General features: G+C 30.6%; 14 protein-coding genes. 10 read left to right on the top strand and 4 right to left on the bottom strand.

Annotation, left to right across the window (positions count from 1 at the left end; translation table 11 throughout):
- Positions 1 to 59: 59 nt before the first annotated feature.
- Positions 60 to 389 carry a hypothetical protein gene (locus tag EOV51_RS14180; protein ID WP_128153181.1) on the bottom strand — a complete coding sequence of 110 codons (330 nt, stop codon included), beginning with the start codon at positions 387 to 389 and terminating at the stop codon, positions 60 to 62.
- 189 nt (positions 390 to 578) lie between these two features.
- Between EOV51_RS14180 and EOV51_RS14175 the strand changes: the two genes are divergently transcribed.
- The 9 genes from EOV51_RS14175 (at position 579) to EOV51_RS14135 (ending at position 11,340) form a co-directional block, all read left to right on the top strand.
- A complete protein-coding gene (locus EOV51_RS14175) occupies positions 579 to 968 on the top strand; it encodes a helix-turn-helix transcriptional regulator (RefSeq protein WP_128153180.1) in 390 nt (129 codons plus the stop codon).
- Positions 969 to 1,068: 100 nt separating this feature from the next.
- On the top strand, positions 1,069 to 4,899 hold the full coding sequence (locus EOV51_RS14170; RefSeq protein WP_128153179.1) for a hypothetical protein: 3,831 nt from the start codon (positions 1,069 to 1,071) through the stop codon (positions 4,897 to 4,899).
- Positions 4,900 to 5,172: 273 nt separating this feature from the next.
- Entirely contained in the window at positions 5,173 to 5,418 is a 246-nt protein-coding gene (locus EOV51_RS14165) for a DUF3781 domain-containing protein (RefSeq protein ID WP_128153178.1), read from the top strand.
- An 838-nt stretch (positions 5,419 to 6,256) separates the two neighbouring features.
- Positions 6,257 to 6,865 (top strand): outer membrane beta-barrel protein, encoded by a 609-nt coding sequence (locus EOV51_RS14160; RefSeq protein ID WP_128153177.1) that lies wholly within the window; start codon positions 6,257 to 6,259, stop codon positions 6,863 to 6,865.
- A gap of 67 nt (positions 6,866 to 6,932) precedes the next feature.
- Positions 6,933 to 7,577 (top strand): hypothetical protein, encoded by a 645-nt coding sequence (locus EOV51_RS14155; RefSeq protein WP_128153176.1) that lies wholly within the window; start codon positions 6,933 to 6,935, stop codon positions 7,575 to 7,577.
- 64 nt (positions 7,578 to 7,641) lie between these two features.
- The gene (locus EOV51_RS14150; RefSeq protein WP_128153175.1) at positions 7,642 to 8,388 is read left to right on the top strand and encodes a glycoside hydrolase family 25 protein; all 747 of its coding nucleotides are present in this window, start codon (positions 7,642 to 7,644) and stop codon (positions 8,386 to 8,388) included.
- A gap of 135 nt (positions 8,389 to 8,523) precedes the next feature.
- Entirely contained in the window at positions 8,524 to 10,173 is a 1,650-nt protein-coding gene (pgi, locus tag EOV51_RS14145; protein WP_128153174.1) for a glucose-6-phosphate isomerase, read from the top strand.
- Positions 10,174 to 10,331: 158 nt separating this feature from the next.
- Positions 10,332 to 10,745 carry a DUF5856 family protein gene (locus tag EOV51_RS14140; protein ID WP_221410474.1) on the top strand — a complete coding sequence of 138 codons (414 nt, stop codon included), beginning with the start codon at positions 10,332 to 10,334 and terminating at the stop codon, positions 10,743 to 10,745.
- A 97-nt stretch (positions 10,746 to 10,842) separates the two neighbouring features.
- On the top strand, positions 10,843 to 11,340 hold the full coding sequence (locus tag EOV51_RS14135; protein ID WP_221410473.1) for a Dps family protein: 498 nt from the start codon (positions 10,843 to 10,845) through the stop codon (positions 11,338 to 11,340).
- A gap of 84 nt (positions 11,341 to 11,424) precedes the next feature.
- On the opposite strand, the gene EOV51_RS14130 is transcribed toward EOV51_RS14135, so the two are convergent.
- The 3 genes from EOV51_RS14130 to EOV51_RS14120 form a co-directional block, all read right to left on the bottom strand.
- Positions 11,425 to 12,219 carry an SDR family NAD(P)-dependent oxidoreductase gene (locus EOV51_RS14130; protein ID WP_128153173.1) on the bottom strand — a complete coding sequence of 265 codons (795 nt, stop codon included), beginning with the start codon at positions 12,217 to 12,219 and terminating at the stop codon, positions 11,425 to 11,427.
- Positions 12,220 to 12,331: 112 nt separating this feature from the next.
- Positions 12,332 to 13,189 carry an N-acetylglucosamine kinase gene (locus EOV51_RS14125; RefSeq protein ID WP_128153172.1) on the bottom strand — a complete coding sequence of 286 codons (858 nt, stop codon included), beginning with the start codon at positions 13,187 to 13,189 and terminating at the stop codon, positions 12,332 to 12,334.
- Between the two features lie 145 nt (positions 13,190 to 13,334).
- A complete protein-coding gene (locus EOV51_RS14120; RefSeq protein ID WP_128153171.1) occupies positions 13,335 to 14,117 on the bottom strand; it encodes an NUDIX hydrolase in 783 nt (260 codons plus the stop codon).
- 534 nt (positions 14,118 to 14,651) lie between these two features.
- Here EOV51_RS14120 and EOV51_RS14115 point away from each other — a divergent pair.
- Complete coding sequence (locus EOV51_RS14115) at positions 14,652 to 16,973, top strand: glycoside hydrolase family 3 protein (protein ID WP_128153170.1); 2,322 nt, start codon at positions 14,652 to 14,654, stop codon at positions 16,971 to 16,973.
- Positions 16,974 to 17,038: the final 65 nt, after the last annotated feature.

The raw sequence follows: 17,038 nt of genomic DNA, 5'->3' as shown, positions 1-17,038 counted from the left end.
AATGCAGAAAAAAAGAATTATATTACCTTATTTCAGGTAGAGCCAGAAACAGATTTATATCAAAAATTTTTCTTTATATAGTCCTTTACTTCACCGTAAGCTCTTGCATACGTAGCCAGCTGGTTCAGCAGTTCATAATCATCTTTGTTGAGCATACCTTTAGCAACCTCCAGTATATTATAAATATGAATTCTTGTAGATTCACTAAGACTCTCCTCTTCCAGAAACAAACATTTTTGAGCAACCTCCAATAAAGATTCCATAGTAAAATGAACATACTCATAATTAACTTCCTTTTCATAAAAAGGATCGTATTCCTCAATAGACTCAATCATGCTTTTTTCCAGTTCCTGAAGTCTTTCCGTACAAGTGGGCTTTTCGTGCTTCATTTTTACGCTTTTTTGTGACAAAGTAACTGCAGGTTGATGGTAAAACCTATCAGAGCAACCAATAGTATATTGAAAAAATTAGTAATAATATTAGTAACACTAGTAATAAAAAAATAAGCTAAAGAAATTAAATAGTGGATGAATTAATTTTCCTATTTTTGTGAGTAAGTAAATTTATAATCAGAATTAATGGAAGCAACTACAGCAAAAAAGAATAACCACGGAGCCAATGTAAGACGATGGAGAGAATGGAGAAACATAAACCAGGATGTACTGGCAGAAGAAATTGGCGTATCACAGGCTACTTTATCTACCTACGAAAAGAAAGAAAAGCTGGAACAAGACATTTTGGAGAAAATTGCTAAAGCCTTGGATATTCCTGTAGAAGCCATTACTGAATTAGAACAGGGCGCTGCTATAAATATTATTTCAAGTACTTTACATGATAATTCTGGTTCAATATTTAATCAACCTACCTTTAATACAGTAGATAAAATAGTAGAATTATACGAAAAACTACTGGAAACCGAAAAGGAAAAAGTGAGACTTTTGGAAGAGGTTTTGAAAGGGAGGGGGTAGATTACTTGATAGAACAAAAGTCATAAGATCATTAATTATAAAAAGTATAGATTAAATTATATTATTTATGAAATATTTTCCACGGTAATATGTAAATTTAATGAAAATAAATATATTTTATTCTTGGCAATCAACTACTAGTACAGTTTATAATAAAAATTTCATTAGAAAATGTATAGATAAAGCTATTAAAAACCTTAAAAATAAGCCTGAATTAAAAGGTGTTGAATATTATATAAACGATAGTGTAAGAGGTGAGCCAGGATCTCCACCTGTAGCGGGGAAAATATTTGAACGAGTTAAAGAATGTGAAATATTTATTGCAGATTTGTCTGTTGTAAATAATGAACAATCATGGTTAATAAGACTTATTAGACGTTTTAAATGGGCTAAATTAAAGCCATTTCAAAATAATAATGTTATAATGGAATATGGTGTTGCTTATAGTGAACTAGGGGTAGAACGTATTATTGGTGTATTAAATTCATTTTATGGTTCGCCTAATGATAATCCAGATAATATACCTTTTGATATTAGACATTTACGCTTTCCTATTGAATATAATTATTCTAAAAATAAAAATAAAGATAAAGTACAGAAGGAATTAATAGATGCTCTAACCAAAGCAATTAAAGGTTCTTCTCTTTATGTCTTAAAAAATCAGAAAGAAAAATACAGGCCTTTTAAAACTTGGAATGATTGGAATTCTGTATTTGATAGTTCTCAGAAATTTCATAAAAATGAATTTATTGAGGGTGTAATCCATGAAATTAAGGAATCTATTGTTACAAAAAAAGAAAGTTTAAGATTGATTGGACTTTCCGGACTTGGGAAAAGTAGAGTTTTATTAGAAACTTTTAGACCTATCGAAGGAGATCAGGGAAGTTTATTTCTATCAAGCAGGGTTCTTTATTATGATTTTCAGGAAAACTCAACATTAGCTTTGGAGCAATTTATTATCACTTTCCAAAATGAAGATGAAGATAGAATTATAATATTAGATAATTGTAATATAAAAATTCATAAACAATTATTGGAATATTTAAAGAAAACTAATAATAAACTTTCTTTGATTACTATTGATTCTAATCCTGAAGAATCAGAACTAGGAATGTTAAATATAAATTATATTCATATTAAAACAGAAGATTTAAAAGATATTGTTGGTGAAATAATAGATGAAGACTTTTCATATTTAGAAAAAGAACAAAAGGATAAAATAAAGGAATTCTCACAGGGTATACCTTTGATGGCAACTCTTCTTTTAGAAAGCGCAAAAAATGGAGGAGTAACAACAGTTAATCTTGGTGATACCGAATTATTAGATAAGTTACTTGGAGAAAAAGGAAAAGAAGAATTTAATAGAGGAATTCTTAGAGCATGTTCTTTGTTTGATTATATAGGATTTGATGGTGATTGTCAAAAACAATTAGAATATATTGCTAAGGATAGGAATATTACTAGTGTAGATATTTCAGAAGATACAGTACTAGTAGATAAATTTACTGAAACGTGTAATCATTTTTTAAAAAGAGGAATTTTTGAAAGAAGAGGAAGATATATTAGAATGAGGCCATTTCCTTTAGCTGTATATTTAGCTGAAGAATGGTTAGATACTTGTACGGCTGAGAAAATGTCAAGAATTATAGAAAATATTTCTAATATTGAGGAAGAAGTACATAAAAGAAACATTTCAGATTCATTTGCTAAGCAAATGAGGTACTTAAATTTTAATCCTAAAGCAATTGAAATTATTGAGAAATTAGTAGTTTTTGGCCCTTTTCATGATGCGAAAGTTTTAAATACTGAATTGGGTTCACGCCTCTTTCGCTCATTTGTAGAAGTGAACCCAGTAGCTACATCAAATACTCTTTGGAATGTTTTTGGAGTAATGTCAACAAAAGAGTTATCAGGAATCTATGAAGGAAGAAGAAATTTAGTCTGGGCATTACAAAAGTTATGTTTTGATAGGAGGACTTTTGAACAAAGTGCCAAAACTTTATTTTTATTTGCTTTAGCTGAGAATGAAAACTGGTCTAATAACGCAACAGGAGAATTACTGCATTTATTTAGAATCTTTTTGCCTGGTACTGAAGCAGATTTTACACAAAGATTTAATGTATTAAAATGGTGTTATAATAGAGAGGATGAAGATTCGAAAAGCTTAGCTTTAAAATGCGCAAAATCTGCATTAGAGTCTTCCCATTTTTCTAGAATGATGGGAGCAGAGGAGCAAGGTATAACTAAATTAAAAGATTATGAACCTAAGGTTTATGAAGAAATTTATACATATTGGAAGAATATATTAGATTTGATTATTGAGCCAGTAAAAAATGCTGAAATAAATGCTGAAAATTGTATAGATGTTATTATAAGTTCCTTTCGTGCTATAACACGTTATGGTAAATTTGATCTTTTAGAAAGTTATCTTTTAATAATTTTTGATTTTAAAAAGTGGGATTTTGACCAAGGATTGAAAGCTTTGAAACAGGTGAGAAAATATGATAAAAAATTCTTATCTGAAAAACAATTAAATATATTAGAAGATTTTATTCAAAAACTGTCTAAAAATGATTTTAAATATAAATTTATAAATGCTTACGAACATTTTTATTTAGATTTTGAAGATATTTCATATGAAAAAGAGATTGAATATTTTAATAGTCTAGCAGTAGAGTTTATTCAAGAGGGATATTCTTGGGATGAATATTTTCCTATTTTATTTAGTTCAAAACCAAATTTTACATTTTATTTTGGAAATAAATTATATGAATTATTAGTATTTGATAATGATAAAAAATTAGAATTTATTGACAAAGCAATACATACTCTTGAAAATATACAGCCAGAAAATAGAAATTATTCAATTCTTGGCGGGTTTATAGATAAATTGGATGAAAAAAATAAAGCATTATTTTATAATAAAATTTTTAAAAGTTCTAAACTTCAAAATTCATTATTTTCTTTTATAAGCAATGATCTAAATGGTAAAGAATATTTTTATTATTTATTTAAACTTATAGAAATTAATCCTCAAAATATTGAAGAACTTTTTAAGTATACTTATAATCGTTCATTGTCAAACTCAAATACTAATGAATTAAAAGAGTTTTATAATCAATTGTTAGAAAAAAATGAAAAATCATACTTATTTATTTTTGAGTCTATCTTTAATATTGTATATGATTCCAAAGATTTAAACATAGAATTAAAAAGTTATATAAAAGAGATAGTGTGTCGATTTGGAAAAGAATTAGATTTTAATGATTATAAAATTTCAAATCTGATAGAAAAGATTTTAGAAAATGATGAAGAAACTGAATTTGCTAGACTTATCAATAAAATAATTATAGAAAATATTTCATATAAAAATACCTATCATTTGGATTTTGAAGTTAAAAAGATTTATGAAATTTTAATATCAAAATATTTTAAAGAAATATGGGATGATTTAAGTATTAGTTTAATTGGTAAGGATGACAACTATATTAAATTTTATGGGTTAAAACATATTTTAGGATCTAACAATGGAAGTTTAGGAGGAGGTGTAGGCATATTATTTAAAGGTGATTGGGAAACGATATTTAATTGGGCTAAAGAAAATAAGGAAATAGCGCCTGAAAGATTGGCTGCATTAATTCCTGTATATGCCGGTAATAATGACAAATATGATGAATTAAATCCAATAGCAATTAGGCTATTAGATAACTTTGGTGATAATCAAAATGTTGTTAATGAATTTAGTGCAAATATGGGGACATATTCATGGAAAGGTTCAATAGTACCTTTATTAGAAGCAAAAAAACAAGTTTTTAAATTTTTATCTAATCATAATATGGTAAATACTAGAGACTGGGCAAATGCTAAACTTAATTACATAAACAAAGAAATTGAAAATGAAAAAAATAGAGACCAAGAAATGTATCTATAAAACAATAATATATTATTATCCATTTTTGTGTTTTGTAAATAATAAAATGCCTTTATTTTGAAGATTTTTTAAAGTGAACATAAATAAAAATTAACTAAAAATTCAACATGAAAAATATTTTTTAAATGGAAATGTTTAAAAGAAAATGATATTTAGTTAGTGTTAATAGTTAGCTGAACTTAATAGCTTACAATGAAAAAATATTTAAATGTTATTATAATAAGTCATAAAAAGTTTATAAAGAAATAGAATATTTACACAGTTAGTAAGAAAATGAATGATTTGTTATCCAATATCAATAAAATTCATACTACAGAATTAGGAACATTAAGGATAAAGAAAAACCTTTCCCTGGAAATCGATGAGGTTGTCAGTTGGTGTAAGCAGCAAATACAGCAGGCAGACCGTATAAAAAGGAGAGGGAAGAACTGGTATGTGTATACTAAAGATGCGGTACTAACCCTACATGCCGGCAGCTATACTCTTATAACCGCTCATAAAAATAAAATTAAGGCATAAAGGAGTAAAAAATCTAAATTCTGTTTACCCGTTTAAACTACTTATGTCAGTATGCAGGAGTTCTTTTTTTCGAAAAAAAGAATATAAATATATTTTTTCTGTTAATTAAACTTGTCAAAAGTGTATAAATATTCTGAAAACGTAAAACTTGTTTGGTTTATGATCAATTGTCATGACCAGGCAAAATATATCTGCCTGCAATATGGCAGTAAAAACCATTAGATACGCAAAGGTCTACCTTTTAGCAGCAGTAAATACCGCTGTATTCCAAGACAATGTTTGAAATACTTGCGTTTCAGTAAAAATAAATTTTAGGAGCTAAACCTGCGTAAATAGTTGATACTAAATAAATAAAAACCAATAAGGGAAACTTTTTTCTTTTCGGAGTTTATTTATTGCCACAGAAATATAAAGTTGGTATGTTTTTAGCACACTATCTGGAAAAGATATAAATTGATCTTAAAATTAGGAAACAATAAATAAATTACGTAAGGTAAAACGCTTTTATAATAAATTATCATTTATTTATACGGATAGTACCTAAAATTGTAATTTAGAAAAAAAAAATAACTATATTTGCCCCGAATAGAGCTAAAGAAGAAATTTTTATAACCTAAATATCTGTATATGAAAATATAAGATAAAATCTTCAAAAGTTCTTTACAGGGAAGAAGATAAGTTGAGTATAAGTTTTTAATGAAATGTTAATTTTTGGCACGATATTTACGTATCGTTAACATAATTTAAAATAAAAAATTCTAAACATGTAGAGAATTTTACATTAGAATAAAGGTTAAATAAATTTTTTGAATTAAATTATTTTATAAAAAAGAAAATTATGAAAAAGTTAGTATTGTTTGCAGCAGTAGTTTTTGGATTATCAACTATGAACGCACAAAAAAACAGTATCTTATTAGGAGGTAATGTTGGTTACAGCCATACTGAAAACAAATTTGGAGGTGCAAAAGAAAAATTAGATTCTTACGATTGGTCTCCATACTTAGGTTATCAGTTTGCTGACAGATGGACAATAGCTGCTAAAGTTGCTTTCACTAAAGCTGATTTGAATGCAAGTTCTTTAGAGCAATTAGGATGGGTAGATGGAAACACAAAAACAACCAGAATCGGTGGTTTTGTACGTTACACACAACCATTAAGTGAAACATTTGCTGTTTACGGAGAACTAGGTGGTGGATGGCAAGAAGCTAAAACTAAAGGATACAACGCAACTACAAGTAACATCGAAAACAAAGCAGACGGTTACTACATTGGGTTCAATCCTGCATTATTCATTAATTTTAAAAATAACTTTGGTTTAAACTTCAGCATCGGAGGAGTTGAGTACAGCCATTTAAAAACTAAAGGTACTAATCTAAAACAAAGTACAGTAAATGTTACTTTCGGTAATGCCTTTAACATTGGTATCTCTAAAAACTTTTCTCTATAATTTTATAAATTAAATTCTGGAGTTAATCGTTTAAAAGTTATCTAAAAATTAATTAAAAAAGATTAAAATGAAAAAATTAATAATAGCAGCCTTTGCTTTTTTTAGCGTAATGTCTGTTCAGGCTCAGCAAGGATCTATCTTTCTGGGGACAGATTTAAGCTATCAAAGAGTGGACGGTTTCAACAATGCGAAAACAAATCAGGTATCATTCTCACCAAACATAGCTTATGGTATTGCTGATAACTGGTACATTGGAGCAAGAAGTACTATGAGTTTTTCTGAAAATTCAGCAAAAACTGATATGGGAGGTACTCTAGTTAAAATTAAAGATAAAACGTACGAAACTAAAATTGGAGGTTTTATCCGTTACAATCATTCATTCACAGATACATTCGGTATATTCGCTGATTTAGGTGCTGGTTACCAGCAATACAGATCTGACAGAACTCTTAGAGATTATTCCACAGGGTTAAACTACTCTGATGATACTCAAAGAGTAAGAGGATCAGGATACTATATCAACTTTGTTCCGTCTTTGTTTATCAACTTTAAAAATAACTTTGGTTTAAATGTTGCTTTTGGAGGTGTTGAATGGAATGACACAAAAACAAATACAGCTAGAGACTATGCTAATAATTACAAAAGCCAAAGCATAGATTTTACTTTCGGTAAATCTATAAGCGTAGGTGTAATTAAAAAGTTTACTTTCTAAAATAGTAAAATTAAATATAAAAAAGACCTCTGATTTTTCAGAGGTCTTTTTGTTTTTTAAAAACATGGAAACCAAAAAATCACTAATTAACCATAAAAAAGTATGGAGTGTAGTCGTAGGGCTGGGACTGACAGGACTATTGCTGACAGCCGGATTTTATTCCGGTTATATACGATGTAACTACCCGTCAAAAAAACAATATCCTATTCGGGGAATAGACCTGTCTGCACATCAGGGAACCATTGATTGGTCAAAACAGCACAACAAGGAAATTAATTTTGTTTACATAAAAGCTACCGAAGGAGGAGACTTTATCGATAAAAAATTTCAAGAAAATTGGAAAGAAGCAAAAAACAGAAATATAAACCGGGGAGCTTACCACTTTTTTACATTTTGTAATTCAGGCGAAGTGCAGGCCGAAAATTTTATTAAGGTTGTACCATATGATTCTAATGCGCTGCCACCTGTCATAGATTTGGAATACGGAGGAAACTGTAAGCTGAGGATATCCAGAAGTCAGTTACGTAAAGAGTTGAGAATATTTGAAAAAAAATTAGAAGAGCGCTATCATAAGAAACCCATATGGTATGTAACCCAGGAGTTTTATGAAGACTATATCATGGGAGACTCACAGAGCTACCGGCTATGGTTCAGGGATATATATTCAGAGCCTAAAATCAAAGATTCCCGAAACTGGATCTTTTGGCAGTATGCCAACCGCGGACATCAGAAAGGAATATCCACTTATGTAGATTTAAATGTATTTAACGGGAACGAAAACGAGTTTAAAAATCTCATGAAAATTGAATAAAAACCGTATTATTCAAAACTTGTAACAAAAGATTGCCGTAAGTTTTCATATATTTAAAAACACTCGGCTAAAATTGTTTGTCAACAATGATTAAATACCTAAATTTGTTAGTACGATAAAAAAATTAAATCCAAAATGGCATTATTAAAAATTAATCCGACCCAGACACAAGCTTGGAATTTATTAGAAGAACATTACAATCAAATAAAAAATAAACATCTTAGAGATTGGTTTAAAGAAGATTCAAACAGATTCGATAAGTATTCAATACAATTCAACGATATACTTTTTGATTATTCTAAAAACAGAATTGACGATAAAACGTTAGAGTTGCTTTTACAGCTGGCTGAAGAAACCAACCTTAAAGATGCTATAGAAAAACAGTTTAGCGGTGATAAAATCAATGGAACTGAAAACAGAGCGGTATTACACACTGCGTTAAGAAACAGAAAAAACACACCGGTACTGGTTGACGGTAAAGATGTAATGCCAGAGATAAATCAAGTTCTTGCTCAAATGGAAAGTTTTTCGGAAGCTGTCATCAGCGGCCAGTGGAAAGGATTTACCGGAAAAGAAATAACAGACGTGGTAAACATTGGAATAGGAGGTTCAGATTTAGGACCGTTAATGGTGGTTGAAGCATTGAAGCATTATAAAACAAGGCTTTCCATGCATTTTGTATCCAATGTAGACGGAACACATATAGCAGAAACGCTTAAAAACCTGAATCCGGAAACGACTCTCTTCATTGTAGCTTCCAAAACTTTTACCACTCAGGAAACCATGACCAATGCACATACGGCAAGAGAATGGTTTTTGAAATCAGCAAAAAATGAATCGGAGGTAGCCAAACATTTTGTAGCATTATCTACCAATGAAAAAGCAGTTACAGGTTTCGGAATAGACAAAGAAAATATGTTTGAATTCTGGGATTGGGTAGGAGGCCGTTATTCCCTTTGGTCAGCTATCGGACTAAGTATATGCCTTGCCGTAGGTTTTGACAACTTCGTACAGTTACTGGAAGGAGCAAACGAATCAGATTTACACTTCAGAAATGCTGAATTTAACCAAAATATACCGGTAATACTAGCTTTACTGGGAATTTGGTATAATAATTTTTTTAATGCCGAAACAGTAGCTCTTTTACCTTATGAGCAATATCTGCATCGTTTTTCAGCATACTTTCAACAGGGAGACATGGAGTCTAACGGAAAATATGTGGACAGAGACGGAAAAAAAGTAAATTACCAGACAGGACCGGTAATCTGGGGTGAGCCGGGTACCAACGGACAGCATGCTTTCTACCAGCTAATACATCAGGGAACCAAGCTTATTCCTTGCGATTTCTTAGCAGGAGCACAAACATTAAACAAAGTTTCGGATCAGCACGAGAAGCTACTTTCCAACTTTTTTGCCCAAACAGAAGCCTTGGCTTTCGGTAAAACTGAAGAACAGGTAGTTGAAGAGTTAAAACAACAAGGAAAGTCTGAACAAGAGATTAATTTTTTAAAACCGTATAAAGTTTTTGAAGGAAACAGACCAACCAATTCATTTTTATATAAAGTTTTAACACCCAAATTGTTGGGCGAGCTGATAGCTTTATATGAACAAAAAATATTTGTTCAGGGAGTTATCTGGAATATATTCAGTTTTGATCAGTGGGGAGTTGAATTAGGAAAGCAATTAGCCAATAACGTGCTTCCGGAGTTACTAACAGATGAAAAAATTTCATCTCACGACTCTTCAACTAACGGGCTTATCAACGCCTATAAAAAAATGAGATAATACTTATCAAAATACAATTAAAGTACTCCGTAATTAATTTATTGCGGAGTATTTATATACATTTTAAATAAGCGACCATTCTATTTATTTGTCACTTTATTCTCTGCTTTAGGTATGGTATTTGCAAATTATACAATATAACCTAAAAAATAAATGTTATGATTCAAGAGAAAAATGAAGTTAAAGGCACCTATGATGACGCTACAAAAAACAAAAAATTGGGTAAATTTTTTGGTGAAATCTTTTCCTACAACAGTTCATTAAAACTTTATCACTGGCATGTTACCGGTAAAGGTAGTTATGCGACTCACATGGCATTAGATGAAGCCATAGACACTGTATTGGATACCATAGACCGCTTGGTGGAAACTGCATACGCTCAGTATGGCACTATCGATATTACAATAAAAGAAACGCCCAATCCTAAAGATATTGTAAAACATTGTGAAAACTTCTATATGCTTTTACAGGACGGAAGAGATTTATTCCCTGACGATTATGCACAATCAATATTTGACGACTATCAGGAAGCTGTACAGCAATTGCTATATCGTTTGAAAAGGTTACAATAAATTTATTATAAATAGTGGTTTTTGGTTCGAAAATTGCTATATATAATCTTGTAATTTTACAAATAGTAATCGTTTAAAACAGTTAAAAAATAATCATATGGCATCAAAAGTTAAAAACATAGAAGCAAACATTGGAATAAGTGAAGAAAACAAACAAGCAGTATCTGACGATCTAAACAGACTATTGGCAAATGAATATTTTCTATATACAAAAACTAGAAAATTTCATTGGAATGTAGAAGGTTCGCATTTTAGATCATTACATACTTTGTTTGAAGAGCAGTACAATGAGTTGGCAGAAATAATTGATGAAGTTGCGGAAAGAATTAGAAAGCTTGGGCACTATGCATTAGGATCTTTCAAACAATTCAGCGCGGTGGCAGATTTAGTTGAGCATGATGGAGAAGAGGTAGCAGATGCTAAAACGATGCTTTTAGAATTGTGTGACGATCACGAAACCATAATTCGCATCATACGTGCAGAACTAATTCCTATAGCTGAGAAATATAAGGATTTAGGAACCAGCGATTTCTTAACAGGAGTAATGGAACAGCATGAAACTATGGCATGGATGCTTAGAGCTACTGCCAAATAAAACATAAAAGTTTTAAACTAAATAAAAAACAGGTTTTTCTTTTTGAAAAACCTGTTTTTTATTTATATAGGTATACTAATTATATTATAATCCCGAATATTTAGCTATAATCTTTTCAAACCATTTTTGCGGAATGAGAGATTTTACCCAAACGGATAGTTTTTGAGTGGAGGTTCCAAAATAATAGTGAGGTTTTAAACGCTTTTTTTGTAAGCATAATTTTTCTATATAAGGGGCAAGTGTGTACGGATCCAAACCGGTATTTACATCCACATTCATTCTATCATACACTTCCTCAAAATCAGATTTATAAAAATCTGATATTTCACTTCTGATTCTGTGATCGGCTATATTGGTTTTAATATCTCCTAAATTAATAGTACAAGCTTCAATATGAGTATTTTTTAATTCATAACGTAAGGATTCTGTAACCATATCAAGCGAAGATTTTGATGCAGAATAAAATCCTCGAAAAGGAAGCCCCATAACGCTTCCGATAGAAGAAATATTGATAATTTTGCCCTGATTGGTTTTCCTCATTATGGGAAGTACGTGCGAAATAATTACGGCAGGAGCCCCCAGGTTAAGAGAAAAAAGTTCAATAATTTCCTCAATAGTAGCATTTTCCACCGGTCCCACCATACCTTTGCCCGCATTATTTATAATCCAGTCAATAGTATCTGTTTCCTTAATTATAGTAGCAAAAGCATTTTCAATTTCCTCTTTTTTAGTGATATCTGTAGGTATAGTTTTAAATTTTGCTGAATCAGATACGGAACGGCTTAATCCAAACACTCGGTACCCTTTTTCATGAAAATAATTTCCCAAAGCTAGCCCGACACCAGAAGATGTTCCCGTAATTACAATTGTTCTTGGCATTTTTTTTAATTAGATGATGACAAAAATATAATTTTATTTTTAATAATAAACTAATTAAAAAACAAAAGGGAGTTGTAAAAAACTCCCTTTATTCTGTAATATATTATAAATATTATAATTTATGACTTTTAACGTATTCGATTAAACCATCAATAGGTCTTCTTAAAGCAACTCCAAGCTTTAATCCATTTTCAGTAAGTTTTCTTTCCAATTCATCTTTTAAATAAAAGCCGATTGAACCATTAAAGTTGATAGGAACTTCTGCACAGTTATCGTATTGTTTGATGTAACAATCAATAAATGTCTGAATCTGTTTATCAATAATGTTTTTGATAAATTCATGATCTTTATTTTGGATAATGAATTTTGCAAAAGTTGCTAAGTAAGCATTAGGATTAGGTCTCTTATAAAGATTTTCCTTAATTTCATCAATATCCATATTATATTCCTGTTCCAATTTATCAGATAAAACTTTAGGAAGGGTTTGGAAATTATAAGCCCTAATAAGATCAGCTCCTAATTTGTTACCGCTGCAATCATCCATCAATAAATATCCTAACGACAAAATTTTCTGGTGAAGTGACTCACCATCATAATAACTACAATTTGAACCGGTACCCAGAATACACACAATGGCATGAGTTCCCGGAGGAGTAGTTGCATAAACAGCTCCGTAAGTATCTTCTTCCACTACAATTTCTTCTGCATTAGTGAAAAATTCTTCCAAAGCTGCACGTACAATATCTTTCATATTGTCTGTACCGCAACCTGCCCCGTAAAAGAATACTTTGGTGACTTTTTCTTTATTTTGAGAGATATCAAAACGTTCGTTAAGTCTTATCAACATTTCTTCTTTATCGATAGCTTCGGGGCTTAAACCTTTGGTTTGAGAAGAAAATAAACGATTACCTTCCGTATCGATGGCAATCCAGTCGGCTTTTGTGGCTCCTGAGTCTGCTAATAAAATCATATTTTGTATTTTGTTTTAGTTGAGTTTTCAAAAGTACAAAATAAAATTTTTAGCATTTTATGAATTATATCACTAAATATATTAAATTTTATACTTTAACTTAATAGTTGATGCTTTTTTTGTTATTATCTATATAGAAAAATGCTTAATTTTTTAATAATTTAGTTATACCTTCAGTGTATTTTTCTTTATTAAAGGAAAATAGGACAGCAGGTTTTACTCCTCTTTTCTCACTTTTTTCGTCTAATTTATTAAGATGTCCCATGGAGAGCATTTTTCGCTGAAAATTCCGACGGTCTAATTTTTCTCCCAAAAATGCCTCATAAATTAAACGCAGATCGCTCATGGTAAATTTTTCCGGAAGCAACTCATAACCGATAGGGATATAAGCAATATACTTACAGATTTCTCTAATAGCCGTTTGAATGATTTTATTGTGGTCAGAATACAATGCAGGAATTTTATCCAAATCTGACCACTGAATATCTTCATCGTCATAACATTTTATACTGGTTCTGGTATAATCTACAAATGCATAATAACCAATGCTTACATAGCGCTGGATAAGCCAATGATTTTTATTACGAGCTTCAGAGTTTGTAAAATGCTTATTGAGAAGATCCATATTTTCATCGAGGCTGGTTCTGTTTATGTCACCAAATGTATGAAACTGTTTTAAAAAAACTTCTTCAAGGCCGGTTCGTTCCTTTAATATTCTTATAGCAGCACCATTTACCGATTCAGATGTGTAAATAAACCCTCCGGGAAGCATCCATTTATCAAAAGATATGAATTTATTGAGTAAAATTTTAATTTTACCCTCATGGTATCCAAAAATAACATTATCTACAGATATTCCAGGTAAGAATTCATTTCTGTTTTTTAAAAGTAACTCACCACTTCCTGAAAATGTTTTTTTATTTTGCATGAGCTAGTTATGTTTTATAAATGATAAACTTAACACAAAATTAATTACTTTTTTTAACCATTTTTTCATTATTGTATAAGATTAATCAATCAGATAAATGTCATTTCTGTAATTATTGCGATTAAATGATTGATATTCTATTGATTATTAACATAGAAAACTTAGATAAACTTATATATTTTATAAATAAGCTAAATGATAGGAAAATTAAGAAAAAATTAAGAAAATCTCAAGAAAATCGTTTTCAAAGGGTATTTTTAAGAGGTTTTTTTTTTGCTTAATTAATAAAATTAGGGTTGTTTAAACCTTAAAATTTAACGAAACTATTATGATTTTCATCACTCAAAACTAAATTAATTGATTGATTATTAATTAATTGTATAAAATATTTTTATCTTGTTAAAAAAAGTACCTCAATAAATTATTTTTTTAGAAACTTTTTAAAGTATATTAGCGTCCATATGACATTTATATGTGTCTACCTAACCACAACAGTGAAAGAAATAATGTATAACTAAATAATAAATGTATTATATGAGAAAGAGAATTTTAACTGCATTTACGATTTTATCTCTACTATGTGTCAAGGCACAACACAGCGATTTTATTTTAATTAATAATAATAACGGAGCTACCATAGGTTATTCTCCTACTTCAGGGATTAAAATTTTAACTGTAGACGGTTTAAAGTTTAAAGACCTTAATAAAAATGGTAAACTTGATAAATATGAAGATTGGAGATTACCAATCAATGAAAGAGCAAAAGACTTGGCTCAAAAAATGTCTCTAGAACAAATAGCAGGATTAATGCTGTATAGTATTCACCAGGCTATACCTTCTAATGACTCAGGTTTTGGATCAGGAAAATATAATGGTAAACCATTTTCTTTAAGTGGAGCACAACCTTGGGCTTTATCAGATGAACAAAAAACATTTCTTAAAGATGATAACTTAAGACATGTGCTTATTACTTCAGTTAAAAGTCCGGAAGTAGCTGCAAAATGGAATAACCAGATGCAAGCTTTCGTTGAAGGTATCGGATTAGGTATTCCAGGAAACACAAGTACGGATCCAAGACATTCAGGACAAGCTACCGGAAATACAAAAGCGGAATTTAACGCTGGTGCTGGAGGAGATATTTCAATCTGGCCGGATGGATTAGGATTGGCAGCAACTTTTGACCCTTCTATTGTACGTAAGTTTGGTAACATTGCCGCTCAGGAATATAGAGCATTAGGTATAACCACTGCATTATCACCTCAGATAGATTTAGGTACTGAACCAAGATGGTATAGAATTTATATGACATTTGGTGAAAGTCCTGAACTTTCAACTGATATGGCAAGAGCTTACATTGATGGTTTTCAAACTTCATTTGGTAAAGATGAAATAGCCGATGGATGGGGATACAAAAGTGTGAATGCAATGGTAAAACACTGGCCAAGTGGAGGACCTGAAGAAGGTGGACGAGATGGACACTGGGCATTTGGTAAATATGCCGTATATCCGGGAAGTAATTTTGAAACTCATTTAAAACCATTTACAGAAGGAGCATTCAAATTAGACGGTAAGACTTCTAAAGCTTCAGCTGTAATGCCTTATTATACCATATCTTACAATCAGTCTAAAGATGGCAGTAATTATGCAAATGGTTTTAATAAATATATCATTACCGACCTGTTAAGAGGAAAATACGGATACGACGGTGTATTATGTACGGACTGGTTAATAACTCATAACGAAGGTAAAACACCGGATGAATTTGACGGAAAACCTTGGGGAGTTGAAGATAAAACAGTTGCCGAAAGACATTACATCGCTCTAATGGCAGGTATGGATCAATTTGGAGGTAATAATGTTATGGGACCAATCATTGAAGCTTATAAGATGGGAGTTAAAGAACATGGAAAAGCTTATATGAGAAATCGTTTCGAACAGTCAGCTGTTAGACTTTTGAAAAATATTTTCCGTCTAGGATTATTTGAAAATCCATATTTAGATGCTTCTGAAAGTGCTAAATTAGTTGGAAACCCTGACTTTATGAAAGAAGGTTATGATGCACAAGTTAAATCTGTAGTTTTATTAAAAAATAAAGCAAACTTATTACCAATAAAAGACAGAAAAACGGTATTTATCCCTAAAAATTATTACCCGTCCACTAAAGATTGGTGGGGAAATTGGTCATCACCAAGCTTAGATTACCCTATTGATTTAGAGTTAGTAAAAAAATATTACAACGTAACTGAAGATCCTAAAAAAGCAGATTTTTCAATAGTATTTATATCTAGCCCTTATAGCAATAATGATGGAGGAGGATATGATATAAACGACAGAAAAAAAGGAGGTAACGGATATGTGCCAATTTCTTTACAATACAACAGTTACACTGCTACAGATGCACGTGACCACAGTATAGCTGCCGGAGATCCGGTAATAGATCCGACAATTAAAGATCGTTCATACAAAGGAAAAACGGTTAATGTTTCAAATGCTATGGATTTATCAACAGTTTTAACTACTAAAAATCAAATGGGTGATAAGCCTGTTATAGTAGTAGCAAATGTGAATCGTCCAATGATTTTCAACGAATTTGAAAGTAGAGTTCAAGGTATTCTAGTTCGTTTTGGAATAGGTGAGCAAGCAGTAATGGATATAATTTCAGGTAAATATGAACCATCAGGATTACTTCCTTTACAAATGCCTGCAAACATGTCTACCGTTGAAAAACAATTAGAAGATGTTCCATTTGATATGCAATGTCATACAGATACAGAAGGTAATATTTACGATTTCGGATATGGATTAAACTGGAGTGGAATAATTAAAGATTCTCGTACAGCCAAATATCATAAATAATGATTTCATATTAGTCGTTTAAGTTTATATAAATGGAGTAACTAAATATTTAAATTCATTAAGTT

Source organism: Apibacter raozihei, assembly GCF_004014855.1.
Classification (GTDB): Bacteria; Bacteroidota; Bacteroidia; order Flavobacteriales; family Weeksellaceae; genus Apibacter; species Apibacter raozihei.
The sequence above is the reverse complement of the archived record's forward strand: the minus strand, read 5'-3'. Positions and strand labels throughout refer to the sequence as shown.